At 70.9% G+C, this 16537-nt stretch carries 15 protein-coding genes and 1 tRNA gene; 7 read left to right on the top strand and 9 right to left on the bottom strand.

Annotated features, from left to right (window positions below):
• Positions 1-128: 128 nt before the first annotated feature.
• The 4 genes from AC1DP1_RS01095 to AC1DP1_RS01080 form a co-directional block, all read right to left on the bottom strand.
• Positions 129-983 (bottom strand): alpha/beta fold hydrolase, encoded by an 855-nt coding sequence (locus tag AC1DP1_RS01095; protein ID WP_477505269.1) that lies wholly within the window; start codon positions 981-983, stop codon positions 129-131.
• Positions 984-1154: 171 nt separating this feature from the next.
• Entirely contained in the window at positions 1155-2072 is a 918-nt protein-coding gene (locus AC1DP1_RS01090) for a serine/threonine-protein kinase (protein ID WP_477505268.1), read from the bottom strand.
• Positions 2069-3043: an NADPH:quinone reductase gene (locus tag AC1DP1_RS01085; RefSeq protein WP_477505267.1), complete on the bottom strand. Its 975-nt coding sequence runs from the start codon at positions 3041-3043 to the stop codon at positions 2069-2071. Before AC1DP1_RS01085 ends, AC1DP1_RS01090 begins: the two co-directional genes overlap by 4 nt.
• A gap of 146 nt (positions 3044-3189) precedes the next feature.
• Positions 3190-3726: a GNAT family N-acetyltransferase gene (locus AC1DP1_RS01080; RefSeq protein ID WP_477505266.1), complete on the bottom strand. Its 537-nt coding sequence runs from the start codon at positions 3724-3726 to the stop codon at positions 3190-3192.
• 630 nt (positions 3727-4356) lie between these two features.
• Here AC1DP1_RS01080 and AC1DP1_RS01075 point away from each other — a divergent pair.
• The 4 genes from AC1DP1_RS01075 (at position 4357) to AC1DP1_RS01060 (ending at position 7924) form a co-directional block, all read left to right on the top strand.
• Positions 4357-5220, top strand: coding sequence for a patatin-like phospholipase family protein (locus AC1DP1_RS01075; RefSeq protein WP_477505680.1), 864 nt, complete (start codon positions 4357-4359; stop codon positions 5218-5220).
• Positions 5217-6434: a macrolide family glycosyltransferase gene (locus tag AC1DP1_RS01070; RefSeq protein ID WP_477505265.1), complete on the top strand. Its 1218-nt coding sequence runs from the start codon at positions 5217-5219 to the stop codon at positions 6432-6434. Before AC1DP1_RS01075 ends, AC1DP1_RS01070 begins: the two co-directional genes overlap by 4 nt.
• Before the next feature lie 93 nt (positions 6435-6527).
• Positions 6528-6929, top strand: coding sequence for a hypothetical protein (locus tag AC1DP1_RS01065; RefSeq protein WP_477505264.1), 402 nt, complete (start codon positions 6528-6530; stop codon positions 6927-6929).
• Positions 6926-7924, top strand: a complete 999-nt coding sequence (locus AC1DP1_RS01060) for a hypothetical protein (RefSeq protein WP_477505263.1) — start codon at positions 6926-6928, stop codon at positions 7922-7924. Before AC1DP1_RS01065 ends, AC1DP1_RS01060 begins: the two co-directional genes overlap by 4 nt.
• Here the strand turns inward: AC1DP1_RS01060 and AC1DP1_RS01055 are convergent.
• The gene (locus AC1DP1_RS01055) at positions 7878-10676 is read right to left on the bottom strand and encodes an ATP-binding protein (RefSeq protein WP_477505262.1); all 2799 of its coding nucleotides are present in this window, start codon (positions 10674-10676) and stop codon (positions 7878-7880) included. The genes AC1DP1_RS01060 and AC1DP1_RS01055 overlap by 47 nt on opposite strands.
• A gap of 596 nt (positions 10677-11272) precedes the next feature.
• On the opposite strand from AC1DP1_RS01055, the gene AC1DP1_RS01050 reads away from it, so the two are divergent.
• Positions 11273-11974: a sigma factor gene (locus AC1DP1_RS01050; protein ID WP_477505261.1), complete on the top strand. Its 702-nt coding sequence runs from the start codon at positions 11273-11275 to the stop codon at positions 11972-11974.
• Positions 11975-12070: 96 nt separating this feature from the next.
• The gene (locus AC1DP1_RS01045; protein ID WP_477505260.1) at positions 12071-12355 is read left to right on the top strand and encodes a DUF3040 domain-containing protein; all 285 of its coding nucleotides are present in this window, start codon (positions 12071-12073) and stop codon (positions 12353-12355) included.
• Positions 12356-12462: 107 nt separating this feature from the next.
• On the opposite strand, the gene AC1DP1_RS01040 is transcribed toward AC1DP1_RS01045, so the two are convergent.
• From AC1DP1_RS01040 to AC1DP1_RS01030, 3 genes are all read right to left on the bottom strand, one after another.
• Positions 12463-12535 (bottom strand) — tRNA-Lys (locus tag AC1DP1_RS01040).
• Between the two features lie 75 nt (positions 12536-12610).
• On the bottom strand, positions 12611-14179 hold the full coding sequence (locus AC1DP1_RS01035; RefSeq protein WP_477505259.1) for a phytoene desaturase family protein: 1569 nt from the start codon (positions 14177-14179) through the stop codon (positions 12611-12613).
• A gap of 49 nt (positions 14180-14228) precedes the next feature.
• A complete protein-coding gene (locus tag AC1DP1_RS01030) occupies positions 14229-15293 on the bottom strand; it encodes an NAD(P)-dependent alcohol dehydrogenase (RefSeq protein WP_477505258.1) in 1065 nt (354 codons plus the stop codon).
• A 148-nt stretch (positions 15294-15441) separates the two neighbouring features.
• On the opposite strand from AC1DP1_RS01030, the gene AC1DP1_RS01025 reads away from it, so the two are divergent.
• The gene (locus AC1DP1_RS01025) at positions 15442-16344 is read left to right on the top strand and encodes a universal stress protein (RefSeq protein WP_477505257.1); all 903 of its coding nucleotides are present in this window, start codon (positions 15442-15444) and stop codon (positions 16342-16344) included.
• 3 nt (positions 16345-16347) lie between these two features.
• Here AC1DP1_RS01025 and AC1DP1_RS01020 read toward each other — a convergent pair whose 3' ends face one another.
• Complete coding sequence (locus AC1DP1_RS01020; protein ID WP_477505256.1) at positions 16348-16530, bottom strand: hypothetical protein; 183 nt, start codon at positions 16528-16530, stop codon at positions 16348-16350.
• Positions 16531-16537 lie beyond the last annotated feature (7 nt).

The following is a 16537-nucleotide window of genomic DNA, read 5'->3' as shown; positions in this document are numbered from 1 at the left end:
GCTCGGGAGTCTTGCCTGGAACGACAGGACAGCGCCGTCGGATGTGACGACCGGCTGGCCCGGAGATGGAGATCAACGGGCCCCGCCCACCGATCGGTGAGCGGGGCCCGGGGGTGCTGGGAGGGGCCCTAGCGGGTGGCGCGGTCGGCCCGCTCGATGATGCGGACGACGGGCGCGGGCTTCGTGATGAGGCCGAGGTGGCCGGCGTTGAAGTGCGCCACGGTGGAGCCGGCCCTGCGAGCCAGCTGGTGCTGGGCGCTCGGCGGGATGACGAGGTCCTTCGTGCCGACGAGGTACCAGCTGGGGTGCGTCCGCCACGCGGCGGCGGTGGCCGGCTCGTTCAGTGCCCCCAGCGTGATCGGCTTCTGCGTGGCCCACAGCGTCGTCGCCGCCCTCGGCGCCAGCCCGGTGGCGAACGAGGCGAGGAACGTCGACTTCCTGAGGTAGACGTCACTGCCGGGAGTGGGCGGGAGCGTGCCGGGCACGAAGGTGAAGATCGTGGTCGGGTCAGCCACCGAGAGCGCCGAGTCCGGGCCCGCCAGCGGTCCGACCGCGTCGCCCTCGTCCGGAACGGATCCGTTGATGTAGACGAGGGCCTTCACGTCCGCGTCGTGCGCCGCCGCGTTCGAGATCACCGCAGCGCCGTACGAGTGGCCGACGAGCACGACGGGGCCGTCGATGGTGTCGAGGAGGTCCGTGAGGTAGGTGGAGTCGGACGCCAGGGAGCGCAGGGGGTTCGCGGGGGCGATGACGTCGTACCCGTCGGTCTGCAACCGGCGGACGACGCCGGTCCAGCTGGAGGAGTCCGCCCAGGCGCCGTGGACCAGCACGACCGTCGGCTTTCCCTGAGGTGCCCGTCCTGTCTCCGCGTCCGTCGCTGCGGCGGCCTCGACCGGCACGGTGGCCAGGGTCCCGAGGACGAGTGCGGCGCAGGTGCGGCGCAGACGCGTCGTACGTCGATGGGGGCTGGGTGTGGGAGTCATGGTGCGTTCCTGTTCTCTGGGGTGGTGGGGTCAGCGCCGGCGGGCGCTGCGGCGTCGGGGGAGCCGGAAGGTCGCGGCTCGCTGCCCGAAGGTGCGACCGCTGCGGCACCCCCCGTGTGACACCGCGGACCTCCCCGTCCTGCAGGCGCCGGCGTCGACGACCACGTCTCCTCAGAGGCCTGCCGCGAGCCGCCAGGAGCAGCCCAGGCCCTCGGTCAGGAGCGTTTCCAGGTCCTGCCAGGCGACCCCGGCCGACTCCGGTCGGTCCGACGGCGTCTTGGCGACCATGCGACCGATCCAGTCCGCCATCGCCGTGCTCATGCCGGGCACGAGGTCGCAGACCCGGGGGACCCGGTCGTGCAGGTGGCGGTCCATGACCTCGACGGGGTCCAGGGTGTCGGCGTAGGGCGGGCGCCCGACCAGCAGCTCGAAGGCCAGGATCCCCACCGCGTACAGGTCGGTCCACGTGCCCAGGGGCGCACCTGCGGCCTGCTCGGGTGCCAGGTACTGGGGTGTCCCACCCAGGAGCACGGCTACACGCTCCCGACCCGGTGGTAGCTCCTGGGCGACGCCGAAGTCAGCGATCTTGACCCGGCCGCTCGACGTCACCAGGAGGTTGTCGGGCTTGATGTCGAGGTGTGCGACGTGGTGGCGCGCCAGCTGGCCGAGCCCGCAGAGCACGTCCTCCAGCACGCGTCCCGCCTGAGCCAGGCCGAGCCCGGAACGTATGTGGTGGCGCAGCGAACCTCCGCTCACGAGCTCCATGACGAGTGCCCAGGTGTCGTGGTCCTCGATGACGTCCCTGACCGACACCACATGGGGATGATCCATCGACCCCAGGATCCGGGCCTCGGCCAGGAAGCGTTCGTGCTCGTGGGCAGTCCCGGGTCTCGACCGGAACTCCTTGAACGCGACCCACTCCGCCGACGCGAGGTGGCGCGCCGCGAACACCCGCGACGCGGCGCCTCGGCCGATCTCGTCGCCGATCTCGTACGGACCGACGCGCCGGGCGGCGGCCGAGAGTCGCGCGTGTCGTCGTCTGGGCCCGTCACCGCCGACCGCGGCCCTGGCACCCGCTGAGGCACTCACGGGACAACCACGATCCGCCCCCTGCGGTCACCGGACTCCATCACGGTGTGCGCCTGTCGTGCCTCGGCGAGGCGCAGCACAGGTCCGGTCTTCTCGACCAGGTGGCCAGCCGCCAGCAAGGCGTTGATCGACTGCGCCGCCGCCGCCAGCTCGCCGATCGAGGCTTCGCTGATGACGAACCCCAGAAGGCTGAGGTCGCGCGTGTAGAGCGAGCCCACAGGCAGGTTGGGCGTCGCACTCACTCCCGCCATGATCACCATCCGACCTCGCCGACGCATCAGCGGAAGGGCGGACTCCAGGTCGTGCCGCGCCATGTTGTCCCACCACACGTCGACGCCGTCCGGAGCGGCCCGTCGGATGGTGTCGTGGACGTTCGGTGCGGCGTGGTCGAGGACTACGTCAGCGCCCCGCGCCCTGCACCAGTCGTGGTCGCGAGGTGCTGCCGCCGCGATGACCCGCGCCCCCGCGGCGTGAGCCAGCTGGACGACGGCGGTGCCGACACCGCTTCCGGCGCCGGTGACGTAGACCGTCTCGCCGAGCGCAAGCCGCGCCTTGCCGAAGAGGCCGAGATGGGCGGTGGCTGCTGTGTGGAGGACGATGACTGCCGCGAAGGGATCGACCGCTTCCGGGAGGTGGTACAGGCGCTCGCTCGGCACTGTCGCGTACTCAGCGAACGAACCCTGTCTTCCTGCATGCCCGAGGCTGTTGGTCCAGACCCTGTCGCCGACGCAGAAGGTGTCGCCCACCCCGTCACCAACGGCTTCGACAACGCCCACCAGGTCCCTACCGATGACGAACGGGAATGTCGTGGTGGTGGCATAGGCCCCTGAGCGGACGTAGATGTCGACGTGGTTGACCGTTGTCGCCTCCATGCGGACGAGGACGTCCGCGGGCCCGGCCGATGGTGTCTCCAGCTCACCGAAGGTGACGGCGTCGGCCGTCCCGTGTGCGCGGATGTAGGCAGCTCGCATGAACGGCGGTACGACCACTGGTTTGCCTCCCCTCGTTCGCCGCGACAGCCGCGCTGATCCATCCCTCTGCTGACCGTCGCGCGGGTGCGCCCCATCTGGCACGTCGCACTGGTGGTTCGGAAGGTCGCCGGCCGAGGACGGGCGGCCTACTCGTGATAGTCGAGATCGCCGTGCCTGATCCGATAGACCTGGTACCTGCCCTGCGTCAGGTGGCCGAGCTCGGTGATCCACTCCATGCCGATCCTCTCGGCGGTCGCAGCTGCTCGCTCGTTGTCCGGCTGCACCACAGCGAACACCTCGATGACACCGCGCTCGTGCATGGCCCAACGGATGAGAGCCGCACCCGCTTCGGTGGCGTAGCCGTTCCCCCAAGCCGTGGGCGCCAGCTGCCAGGTGATCGAAACGCTGTCCCCGCCGGGAGGGGCGTACTGCAAGGACAATCCACCGACCACCGCCCCATCGCGGCGGGAGCGTGCCGCCCAATGGCCGACAACGCTGTGGTCGTCCACGTCGCCCCACCGGCGCAGCACCGTCTGCATCTCTTCCGGTGTGCGCACTGCGCGAAGGTCCGGCGTCAGCCAGCGAGACACCTGCTGTGAGCCATAGATCGAGAGCGCCTCTTCGGCGTCGCCTTGTATCCACGGCCTGAGCACGAGCCGTTCCGTCTCGATGTAGGGCGACACGATGACCTCCGATGGGGGCGAGCTGCTGGTCCTGTGTACGACCGGCGACTCGACATCTCTGTGACAGGCCGTCAGCAGGCGCAGCGTCGGAGGCGGGCGCGGTGCCGGGTCGGGGCTGCAGCGTCACAGAATCGGAGGCTGTCCGGTCCTGCAGCCGACGGTTGATCCGCCCACGCGACCCTGGAGGCGTTGATGGAACTGACGTCGTGTCCTGCGTGCGGCGCGCCTGCTGAGGTGACCTGGCGGTTCTACGAGGAAGGCACGGACGGTCCGGTGGAGCACGTGAAGCTCAGGTGCGTCGACAAGCACTGGTTCATGGGCGCTGCATCGTCGCTGTTGGAGCGTCCGCGAGGGAGCCGACCGCCGACCCGTAGCTCGATCGGTGGGTCCGAGTAGCCGAGGTGCGCTCCCGGCACGCGCTGACGGTGCGCAGCATCGTGGAGATCTCCACGGGGGAGTGTCACAACTCCGCCGATCCCGCGGTCCATCTTCGTGTCCTGTCCGAACACAACCCGGTGGTGCGCCGTGTCCGCTCTCGCTATTCAGACACCCTGCAGGTCATCTTGGGACCGGCACCAGCTGACGCGCTGTGCGGCGCTGGCGTCCCTTCCGCGTCCTGTTGCTGCCGTGATGGGCGGCGGCGGAGTGTTCGGAGCGTCCCACGTGGGCATCGTGCACGCGCTCGAACAGCGCGGATTCGCGCCAGACCTCATTATCGGAACATCGGTCGGCGCCCTGACCGGCGCGATCGCAGCCGCATATCCCGATGACGCCTCGCAACGGCTGGACGATGTCTGGGCACACCTACGCCGCAGCAAGGTCTTCCCGCTGGACCTTCGGCCGTCCCGTGCCAGTCTCTTCGCCGACCGCGGACTCCGGCGGCTCATTTCTCGGTCCGGCCTGCCTCAGCGGATCGAGGACCTGGCAGTTCCCTTCGCCGCCGTGGCGATGGATCTCGACACCGGCGCCCCAGCGCTGATCGACCATGGTGACCTCGAGTCCGCACTGCTGGCCAGCGCGGCCATCCCCGGGATCCTCCCTCCGGTGGATCGGGACGGTCGCACGCTCGTCGACGGCGGTCTCGTGGCCCACGTGCCTGTGTTGGCGGCCCTGGAGGTCGGTGCTGCGAGTGCCGTGGTGATGTCCACAGGACCGGAGAGCACCCCGCTGCGGCCCTCACCGCGCCGACGAGCGGGTTCGGTGGTCGCCAGAGCTGGGCGCGTCTGGGGGCGACACCAGATCGAGCGTGACCTGCACGAGGTGTCACAGCACATTCCGACGATCGTGGTCCCGACGGGAGTCGACGAATGGCCGGCGCCGTGGGACTTCCGGCAATCGCAGCGGCTGATCACCACAGCGGTCAACACCGCGGGGGCGTTCCTCGACGGTCTACAGGTGCGTGGTCCGGGCCTGTACCGGGCCGGCCAGGCGCCAGCGACCGCTCGTGCACGCACGTTGGGGACCGCTACGGAGCTGTTGGAGGTCGGGCGATGAGCACAGTCGCGTTCCACAACGTCGCCTTGCACGGACACATCAACCCGACGCTGCCCGTGGTGGCCGAGCTCGTGCGACGGGGTCACTCGGTCGTCTACCACACCACACCCGCATTCCAGTCCGAGGTAGAAGGCGCGGGCGCGACCGTTCGCCTCTACGCGGGCGGCGACCAGGCACCACCGGACCCGCCCACTCCGTTGGGATACCTGGAGAACCTCGCCCGCATCGCGCTCCGCGTCCTTCCGGCTGTCCTTGCCGACCACCGCCACGACCAACCCGACGTGATCGTCCACGACGCTGCCTGTCCTTGGGGAGCGATCGCCGCCCACGAGCTGAGCGTCCCTGCGGCGTCGTCCTTCACGACGTTCGCCTTCAACCAGCACGTACGCAGCCCAACCTCTGCATCGCGCGACCTGCTTCTCGCAGCGCTGGCCCATCCGATTCACTCTGGCCGCTATGCGCAAGCGCGTCTTGCGCTGGGCCGCCGCTTCAACGCTCGTCAGCTACCGCTCCTGGATCTCGGAGACATCCACCAACCGCTCAACCTCGTCTACACGTCACGAGAGTTCCAGCCAGCGGCCGAGGCTCTCGACCAGTCCTACCGGTTCGTCGGCCCCAGCACCGGTGCGCGTCCGACCGACTCGGCGTTTCCCATGGAGCGCCTCCAAGACCCGGTTCTGTACGTGTCGCTCGGCACTGTCTTCAAGGCCGATCCTCAGTTGCTTCGAACCTTCGCCACCGCGCTCGCCCCGTTGGGCGGCACCGTGGTCGTGTCAACCGGACAGACGAGACCCGACGCAGTGGCTCCGCTGCCCCCCAACGCGCTCGTCCGCCAGACCGTTCCCCAGGTGGACCTGCTGCGACGGGCCGCGCTGTTCGTCACGCATGGAGGAATGAACAGCGTCAACGAAGCCATGTATGCGGGAGTGCCCATGCTGGTCGTGCCGCAGGGCGCCGACCAGCCCATGGTCGCCCGCCGCATCGCGGAGCTGGGAAACGGCTTGACCATCCGGACGCAGGACGTCACTGAGGGCACGGTCCGCGCCCGCGCACGCGAGCTGCTCCACGACGAGCAGTATCGATCGGCCGCCGCCACGATGAGCATCGCGCAGCGCAAGGCAGGTGGCTCACGACGAGTGGTCGACGAGCTCGAGGACTACATGCACGCCACGGGCCGCCGAAGAGCCAGCACTCGACCAACCCCCGGCGCGTAGCTGATGACGTCGCCGGTCCTCGCACTCATCCTCCTGGCCGGACTGTCGGAGGCCGCCGGCCGACTTCTACGGTTGGTGTCTCGCAGACCTGGTATGTCGCGACCGCTCGCTGCTGGACTCCTCCTGACCGGCGCACTCGCCGAGTCCGCCGTCATCGCCCTCTGGCCAGTGACGGCGTCCGTGTTGGCAGAGCACCTTCGGCCCGCGGCAGAGCCGGACTTCGGTGGGATCACGTGGACAGCCGAGCTGGTGGCGCCGTTGATCCTGACTGCCATCCTCGCGTTTCCGATGCTCGGTCCGCCGCTGCACCTGCTGCTGCTCCTGGGTGTCGGAGCCAGCCTGGCCGGACCACTGGCCGCGGCCGGCGGGCTCGGGTGGAGCGCTGCGGCCGCGTGCCTGGCAGTCACCGGCGTCGCGCTGGCCGCGGTGGTGGAGATCGTGCGGCACCTCGTCGGCCGCTTCATCGCCGCGAACACGCCTGAGGCATTCAGATGAACGTCGCGCTGCTCCTGGGTGGAGCGCTCGGCCTCGCTCTCATCGTCGAAGCCCTTCTCGCCCGCTACGAGCTGCTCGCCTACAGCGTGGGTTGGCGGATCCCACACACCGAATCGCCCGAGGGCCTCCCGCACGCCCGGGGGGCCGCACCAGACCGTCCTCCCGCCGGATATCTCGTCTACCTCGACGGCATCGGCAAGCGGCACTACCAGGACAGCCGAGACGGGGGACAACTGGTGAGAGCCGTCATTGCCGGCGCGCCGGAATTTCGCGTGCTGGGCCAGGTGCAGCCCTACTCGCCGCTTGCCGCCCCCCTCGCAGACCGCCCGGTGTGGTCCTGGCTACGCCGTCGAGCCGGGCTTCTCCTGTTCTTCCACAACGTCATGCAGACCTTCGTCGCTGCTGATCGGAGGTACCGACCCCTCTACAACCGGGCCGTCGGAACGCAGATCGCCACCCAGCTGCAACGTGCCGGATATCGGGCGGGCAGCGGTGTCCCGGTTGTCCTGCTCGGCTACAGCGGTGGCGCCCAGGTGGCGACCGGGTCGGTCAACGAACTGCACCCACAGCTGCGGGCTCCGGTCTCCGTGATCCTCCTGGGAGGTTTCCACAACGGCGCGAACGACCTCACCCATGGCCGGCACGTGCATCAGCTCACCAGCGCGCAGGACCACATCGAGAGGCTCGGCGTCTGGATCTTCCCTCTACGCTGGCGCGTCTTTCACTGGAGCGCTTGGAACCGGGCTCGCCGCGACGGGAAGGTCACCGTTGAGCGACTCGACCCCGCCACGCACGTGGGTCAACGCAGCTACATCAGCCCAACGGCGAAGTTGCCGGACGGCTCCAGTCACCTCGAGCGCACCGCTGCCACGGTGATCGCCCTCGCCCGTGCGGACTGCGCTGAGGTGGAGCTCTCGAGGACGGCGGATCCACCGCGCCCACAACGGGTCAACCGTGGTCCGGAAGGATCCGGACGAGCTCGGTCCGGGACTTGATGCCCAGCTTCGTGAAGACCTTCCGCAGGTGCCACTCCGCGGTGTGGGCACTGATGAAAAGGCGCGAACCGATCTCGCGGTTGGTCAGCCCGTCGCGCGCCAGCGTGGCCACGTTGCGCTCCTGCTCGGTGAGCTCGTCTGCCCCTGCCGGGTTGCGCGTGCGGACCGTCTCACCGGTCGCCATCAGCTCGCGATGGGCCCGCTCGGCGAAGCCGGCCATCCCGCACGCCGACAGCACCTCGTAGGCGGCGCGAAGCTGTTCGCGGGCTTCCAGCCTCCGGCCCCCGCGTCGCAGCATCTCGCCGTACAGGAGCTGGCTGCGTCCCCTCAGCATCGGCACCCGGATGGAGTCGAACCCGGCGATGGCACGGCGGTAGAGGACCTCGGCGTCCGCTCCGTCCCGCAGCTGCGCCTCGGCGAGGGCGGTGAATGCCCCGGCCCATGGACTGTCCCCGGCCGGACGGGTGACCTCCGTGAGTCGGTCGAACGCCTCCTGGGCGAGTGCGCGCTCGCCGACGCGGCAGGCAGCCTCGACCAGCTCGAGCAGCGTTCGCATGGCGTGGCCCAGCTCGTCCACGTGGGGGAGCTCGCCCCGGGCGGATGCGAGCGCCTCGTGGTAGCGACCGGCGCCGTTGTAGGCGAGTGCCTCGGACATGTTGGCGACCGTGAGGGCGTACCCCTCGCCTCGGGTGTGAGCATCGGCCCGAAGCTCGGCGACCCGTGCTTCGACCTCTTCGACCTGACCACGATAGGCAGCGACGGAGATCCGGCCGTAGAGCGGGAGCGGGTGCCCCGTGATCGAGAGGATTGCGTCGATGTCGTCGCACAATGCCTCAGCCTCGTCGAGGTGCCCGTCGAACATGCGTGCCACGAACAGGAGGCTCAAGGCCATCGGCAGGACGGTGAGTACGCCCCCCTCGCGTGCCACCTCCACCTGCCGCTCAGCGAGCGTGCGAAGGCCCTCCGCATCCCAGATGTCCTGTGCTGCGCGTGCCCCGAGCCACATCCATTGCAGCTCGCGAGGGTCTGCGGACTGCTTGCGGAACGCGTCCACCGCGCGGCGCACCGTGGTCAGTGCAGCGGCCTGGCCCTTCGCACAGATCAGCGCCTGACCGCGCAGGATCAGGTCGCGTGCCAGGGGAGACGTGTCCCCGGCGGTCGCGTCCAGGATCGCCCCAGCAACTTCGTCGAGGGCTCCTGGCTCTCCCAGTCGACCGGCGTATATCGCCGCGGACAAGGCCAGCATGTAGGTGTCGCGTGCGAGGGCTGGATCGTGCGGTTCGAGCTCCTGAGCGGCGCGGAGCAGCTGCCGAGGCGCACTCCGGTCACGCCTGAGCGCGTACGCCGCCCGGGCTCTCAACCGGCTGATGAGCGCCTCTTGCAGGGGCGTCAGCCGCTCGTCGCGTGCACTGTCAAGGAGCCGAAGTGCGCCCTCGGGCGCACCGGCGTCGAGCTTGGCCTCTGCGGCTCCGACGATGAGCTCGGCGCGTCGCCGTGGATCGGGTGAGAGCTCGGCCGCGCGTTCGAGGAACGCGGCGGCAGCCGCGACGCCGCCGCGTGTCCGAGCTCGCTCGGCCGACACCACGAGGTCGTCCGACACGCTCGCAGACGGTCGCACGGTTGCGTGGGCGCGGTGCCATGCCCGCCGGTCGGGGTCCCGGTCTGCATAGGTCACATCGGCAAGGGCCGCATGCGCCGTGCGTCGGTCTGCGGGGGATGCGGCCCGGTACACGGCGGAGCGGATGAGGGGATGGCGGAAGCTGACCCGCTCCGCGACCACCAGGGCTTCCGCCTGCTCGGCGAGGTCGAGGTTCTCCGGTCCCAGGTCGAGCCTCGCGCTGGCCCGCCACAGCAGACCGGCGTCCCCGGTCGGGTCCGCGGCAGCCAGCAGGAGCATCATCCGGGTGGCGGCGGGAAGCGGTTCGAGGCGGGCCAGCAGGCTCTGCTCGATGCGACTTTGAAGGGGCATCGAGCGGGCAAGGGCGAAGCCGCCCGCGAGCTCTGCCGGGCTCAGCGTGCGTGGCAGCTCACGCAGAGCGAGCGGGTTGCCCCCTGCCTCGAGGATCAGCTGGTCGCGCACCCGCCGGTCGATGGCCCCTGGCAGCGACGAGCGCAGCAGAGCGCGGGAGTCCTGGTCGTCGAGACCGGTGAGCTGCAGCTGAGGGAGGTCCGCGAGCCTGTCGTCGTGATGGCGTACGGCGATCACCACCGCCACCCGCTCGGCGGACAGACGCCTGGCCACCGACGCGACCGCCCGAGCTGAGACGTCGTCGAGCCACTGCGCGTCGTCGAGCACGCAGCACAGGGCGCCGGCGGCGGCGGCGCGGGCGAGGAGGCCCTGAACCGCCAACCCGAGCACCAAGGGGTTCGGCGCACCCGCGTCCCGGATCCCGAATGCGGTCTCCAGCGCTTCGCGCTGCGTGTCGGGGAGCTCGTCCGCGGACTGCATCATCCGTCCGCACAACAGGTGGAGGCCGGCGTACGGCAGCTCCATCTCGGCCTCGGTCGCGACCATTCGCTCGACCTGCACATCGGGGGGCGCGGCTGCCGTCAGACGGTCCAGCAGCGCCGTCTTGCCGACCCCGGCCTCGCCTTGCAGGACCAGTGCTCCACTTCGACCAGATCGGGCGTGCTCGACAAGTGCTTCGAGCTGAGCCATTTCGTGCTCGCGGCCGATCAGGAGTCCCACTCGCGGCCGGGGCGGAGTGGTGCTCACATGGGCCGGATCGGGTCGACCGGCGTCATCGGTCATCAGCCACACCCTCGTCGCAGGCTGCTGGTCAGCTCTGCGAGGCAGCCTACTGGCCGACAGTGGTCGGCGCGACGTGCGGAAATGTCACCCGTAGGCACGGCGTTCGAGGACCGTGACGCGCTCACGCCTACCGGGTGGTTCCAGGAATCGGTGGATCCTGACAGGCGCAGCCGGCGGTGTCGCAGGGCAAGAGATGGTGCTCGTGCGGAGCGCAGACCGGGCAAGGCATCTGCCGCGCAAGAGGGATCCGGGTACGGCGCAGGGGAGGGTGGCCCAAGAGCGCCGTCGAAGCCCGGGCTCCCTGTCCGAGTGCGTCGCGACAGCTGCTCGTGGGGGTGGTGGCGACGTTGGTCATGACTGCCTCCTTGATCCGTGGCGGAGCTCGTCGAGACGACCGCGCCCCGCCGTCGGGTGTGACAGCACCGATGCGCCTCGAAGGCGCAGCGATCCTCGGCGTCTCCACCGCATGGCTGCTCGCCACCACGCGCCCACCACGGACTCGACCACGGACGTCCGTGGCGCGATCAGGACCGGCAGAACAACAGGGTGTTGACACCGCCGCCGAACGGTGGCGGGTCAGCCCCTAGGAGTGCCACATGTCTTTGATCGGTCTCGAGACCGCCCCACCGGATCACGGAACGGCCTGCGCGGCAGCGACTGAGCTCGAGCTCGCCCTGGAGCTGTTCCAAAGGGAGAGGATGCGGCTCTTCCGGCTCGCAGTTCGCGTCATCGGGGACGCGGCGAGCGCCGAGGACGTCGTGCAAGAGGCCTGGATGCGCTGGCAGCGAACCGACCGTAGCCAGATCAAGAACCCCGCCGCCTTCCTGACGACGACGACCACGAACCTCGCCATCAACGTCATCCAGTCCGCCCGTCACCGCCGCGAGACCCCGACCGACTCACCCATCCTGGACAGGGCCGATCATGCACACGACCCCTCGGCCCGTGCGCTGCAGATCGGGGCGGTCGAACGAACGCTCGCGCACCTGATGGCCCGGCTCACGCGGGGTGAGCTCGCCGCCTATCTGTTGCGCAAGGGCTTCGACTACCCGTACTGCGACATCGCAGGTCTTCTGGGCACGAGTACGGCGAACTCCCGCCAGCTCGTACGTCGAGCACAGCCGAAGTTGCACGGCGATTCCCACCGATCCCTGGACCGCGAACTCCATCGTGAACTGGTGGCGGCATTCTTGCGTGGATCTCGTACGGGCGACCTGCGCGACTTGGAGCAGCTGCTCAGCCGGCAGGCGCGGAACGGCCTCCACCGACCCGCGCCAGCGCCTGCACGTGCGGCATAGCCCTACGGCGGCTCAACCACGTACGCGGCTCTCCCAGCCCCCGGAGCCTCGTCTCCGGCGATCAGGTACGAGACCCATCGAAGGCGAGGAACAATCATGCTGAACGATTGGGAGAAGCAGCGGCTGGAGGAGATCGAGCACGACCTGGCAACGGACTCGGGCTTCATGCGAGCCATCGAGGGTCCACGCCGGCGCCGGCGTCGACTCGCGGGAGTGCGCGGCGCGCTCGACCCGGGCGGAATCCTTGCCGTCGCGCTGGCAAGCATGATCCTGACCGCTGGCACCTCCTTGGTGCCCGCGCTGACCGGACTCGGATTCGCGCTGATCCTCGTGTGTACTTGCGTCTGGGCGCATGCGGCACGGAGCAGACGCCGCCCATGAGGCCACACGCCGTGCGGCTCAGGGCCTACCTGAGACTCACCTGGCGATGGGACCGGATGAACGACGAAGGCCCCGACCGGCGGTGCGGGTCAGGGCCTTCGCTTCTGTACGCCATCAGGGACTCGAACCCCGAACCCGCTGATTAAGAGTCAGCTGCTCTGCCAATTGAGCTAATGGCGCAGGCGGTGAAGCGAGTAGAACACTACAGCGTCGTGATCGGCAGGCGAAATCGAGGTGGCCTCGCCCCGTGGCCGGTCAGAGGTCGGCGAGGACGGCCTGCGCCGCGTTGTGGCCGCCGAGGCCGGAGACCGCCCCGCCGCGCCGCGCGCCCGAGCCGCAGAGGAGCACGGAGTCGTGGCCGGTCTGGACGCCCCACTGCTGGGCGGGGGTCTCGAGGCGCGACCGGTTGGGGGCCCACGGCCAGTCGAGGTCGCCGTGGAAGATGTGGCCGCCCGGCATCGCCAGGTCCGCCTCGACGTCCTGCGGGATCTTGGCCTCGATGCACGGCCGGCCGTCGGCGTCGGTGGCGAGGCAGTCGGCGAGCGGCTCGGCCAGGACCGCGTCGAGCGAGGCGAGCGCGCGCTGCACCGCGACGTCCTTGGCGCCCGGGTCGGCGTCGAAGAGCCCAGCCGGCGTGTGGAGGCCGAAGTAGGTCAGCGTGTGGGCCGAGCCCGCCCGGTCGCCGAGGATCGAGGGGTCGCTGAGGCTGTGGCAGTAGACCTCGCCCGGCATCGGGTCCGGCACCGAGCCGCCGGCCGCGGCGGTGTAGGCCCGCTCGATGGTCGAGTAGTCCTCGGCGAGGTGGAGGGTCCCGGCGAAGGCGACGGCGGGGTCGACGCCCGATCGCAAAGCGGGCAGCCGGTCGAGCAGGAAGTTGATCTTGAGCTGCGAGCCGGCGGGCTTGGTGTCGGGGTCCTCGCCCTCGCCGAGCAGGATCCGCAGCACCCAGGGGGCGACGCCGGACAGCACGCGGCGGCCCGTCACCGAGTGCTCGCGCTCGCCGTCGTGCCACACCACCTCGGCGCCGTCCGGGCCGGGCGTGATGGATCCGACGCCCGCGCCCGTGACGATCTCGGCCCCGGCGTCGACGGCGGCCCGCGCGAGCGCGTCGGTGACCGCGCCCATCCCGCCGATCGGCACCCGCCACTCGCCGGTGCCGTTGCCGATGAGGTGGTAGAGGAAGCACCGGTTCTGCACGAGCGAGGGGTCGTCCATCGAGGCGAACGTGCCGATGAGCGCGTCGGTGGCGACGACGCCGCGCACAGTGTCGTCGGAGAAACGCCGGGTGATCGCACGGCCGAGCGGCTCATCGACCACGTCGGCCCAGATGCGCTCGTCGACCAGGGCGCGGACATCCCGCTCGAGGGGGAGCGGCCGCATCAGTGTCGGGGCCACGGCCTCGGCCAGCCGGCCGACCTCGCCGTAGAACGCCTCCCAGGCGGCGTACTCGTCCTCGCCCCCGGTGAGGTCGAGGAACGACGCACGCGTCGCCTCGCCCTCGGGCCGCTCGACCAGCAGGCCGCCGGAGCGCTCGCCGCGCGTCCAGGGCGTGTACGACGCGGTGGTGCGCGACGCGAGCCGGACGTCGAGGTCCAGGTCGGCCATCAGCTGCTCCGGCATCAGGCTGACGAGGTAGGAGTAGCGCGAGAGCCGGGCAGGCTGCCCGGCGAACGGCTCGACCGACACCGCGGCCCCACCGGTGTGGTGCAGCCGCTCGAGGACGACCACCGAGAGCCCGGCGCGGGCGAGGTAGGCGGCACTCACGAGGGCGTTGTGGCCGCCGCCGACGACCACCACGTCATAGCTGTTCCTGGCCGCGTTCACCGGCCCAACGTAAACCCTCGACAAGGTCCTCCCGGGCGCGACACCGACGTCACCGCCGGAACGTGTCGTTCGGCACGACGACCGCCCGTCCCTCCACCCGGCCGTGCGCCAGGTCGTCGTACGCGGCGAGGGCATCCTCGAGCGGGTAGATGCTCGTCGCGGCGTGGAGCAGCCCGCGGCCGGCCAGGTCGAGCACCTCCACCAGCTCGGCGCGGTTGCCCCAGTAGGTGGTCTGCACGCTCACCTCGTAGGGGACGCCGAAGAACGAGACCGGCAGGGTGCCGCCGGCGATCCCCACGATGGTGATGTCCCCGAGCTGGCGCACGCAGGCGGCCGCCGTGGCGAGGGTCTCGTCGGACCCGACGAAGTCGAGGACCACGTCGGCGCCGCGCCCGCCGGTGGCCTCTCGGATCCGGGCGGCGGTCTCGGGCCCCGGCTCCAGGACGAGGTCGGCACCCAGGTCGCTCGCCCGGACCCGCGCGCTGTCGCGGCCGTCGACGGCGACGATGCGCGCGGCGGTCAGCGCCGTGAGGACCTGCAGCCCGAGGTGGCCGAGTCCGCCGACGCCGATCACGACGGCGGTGCTGCCGGGGCCGAGCTTGCCCAGCGAGCGTCGGACGGCGTGGTACGGCGTCAGCGCCGCGTCGGTGAGCGGGGCGGCGTCGACGACCTCCAACCCGTCGGGGAGCGGGACGACGTGGCGCGCTGCCGGGACCAGCAGGTAGTCGGCCATCCCGCCGTCGAGGCCGAGCCCGCCACCGCCGCCGGGCACCGGTGCGAGGTCGGGGCGCTCGCAGTAGGTCTCCAGACCGGCCGCGCAGTGCGCGCACGTGCCGCAGCCCCAGGCGCCGACGATCGCCACCGGTTGTCCGACCTCCAGCCCGGTGACCCCCTGGCCCACGGTGTGCACCCAGCCGGCGTTCTCGTGCCCGAGGGTGAACGGCGGGTCGTAGGGCAGCATGCCCGGCTCGAACTCGTGCATGAGGTGCAGGTCGGAGTGGCACGCGCCGGCGGCGCCGACCTGCACCAGGACCTCACCCGGGCCCGGCGCGGGGACGGGGACCTCCTCGAGAACCGGCTCGCTCTTCCACTGGTTCAGACGCAGTGCGCGCATGTCGACCTCCTCAGGCTCACCTCCAGCCTGCTCCCGGCGACGCCCTCGCAGCAGGGCCCTTTGCCGCCCCTCGCGGGGTCCAACGGCCCTTCGTGCGACGCCGATACCGGCGAAGAGTGGAGGCACAGGAACAGCCGAGGAGGACGCCATGACCGAGCAGCGCACCACCGCACACGGACCCCGGATCGTTGTCGGGGTCGGGCCCGAGGAGTTCGAGTCGGCCCTGGCGTTCGCCGCCGCGGAGGCCGTGCGCGCCGGGTGCGGGCTGCACCTGGTGCACGCCGTCGACCTGACCCCGATCCCGGCCGACCACGTGCTGATCCCCGCTGCCGACGTCGAGGCCTGGGGCGCCGCGCGCCTGGCCGAGGCGGTGAAGGTGGCCGACGACCTCGTCGGCGACGCCGTGCCCGTCACCCACGAGCTCGTCCGGGGCACGCCGGTGGGCGCGCTCGTCGAGGTCGGCCGGACCGCTCGGATGGTCGTGCTGGAGCACCGGCACCTGTCCCGGCTGTCGAGGATCGTGAACCGCACCGTCGCGGGCGGTGTGGCCGCGCACCTGAGGGTCCCCGTGGTCGCCGTACCGAGCGGGTGGCGGCCCGACGGGGAGCCGCGGGTGGTCGTCGCCGGCGTCGACGTGCCCGAGCGTGCGGACGAGGTGCTGCGCGCGGCGCTCGCCGAGGCGCACGGGCGCGGGGCCCGGCTCCGGCTCGTCCACTCGTGGTCGATTCCGGCGCCCTACGAGAGTTCGTTCACGGCCGAGGAGGTCCGAGGGTGGTCGGACAGCGCCCGGGCGGAGGTGTGCGCCGCGCTCGACCGCGTCGGCGACCTGTCGGCCGCGACGGACGCCGACGTCCGGGTGGATCAGGGCCGGGCCTCGGAGGTGCTGGTGGAGTGCTCCGCCGACGCCGAGCTGCTCGTGATCGGTCGCCACGACCCGCTCGTGCCGATCGGCTCGCACATCGGTCCGGTCGCCCGCGCCGTGCTCAGGGAGGCCAGCTGCCCGGTGCTGCTCGCGACGCCGCGACCCCACCGGGCGGCGTACCACCCGTGACGGTCAGCGGCCGAAGAGCCGGGACAGGAGGCCGCCACCCGAGCCGCTGGCGGCCTTCTCGGCTGCGGTGTGCTGGCCGTTGCACCAGTCCTTCGCGGGGACACCGGCCTTGACCTGCCCGACGTGCTGGCCGCAGCCGGCCCAGGTGGTCTTGCCGCAGGTCTTGCATCGCGCCGCTCGGCACATGGTGGAT

The organism is Nocardioides sp. P4_G10, from assembly GCF_056401175.1.
Note: the sequence above shows the minus strand (reverse complement) of the source record. Positions and strands in the feature narration are given on the sequence as shown.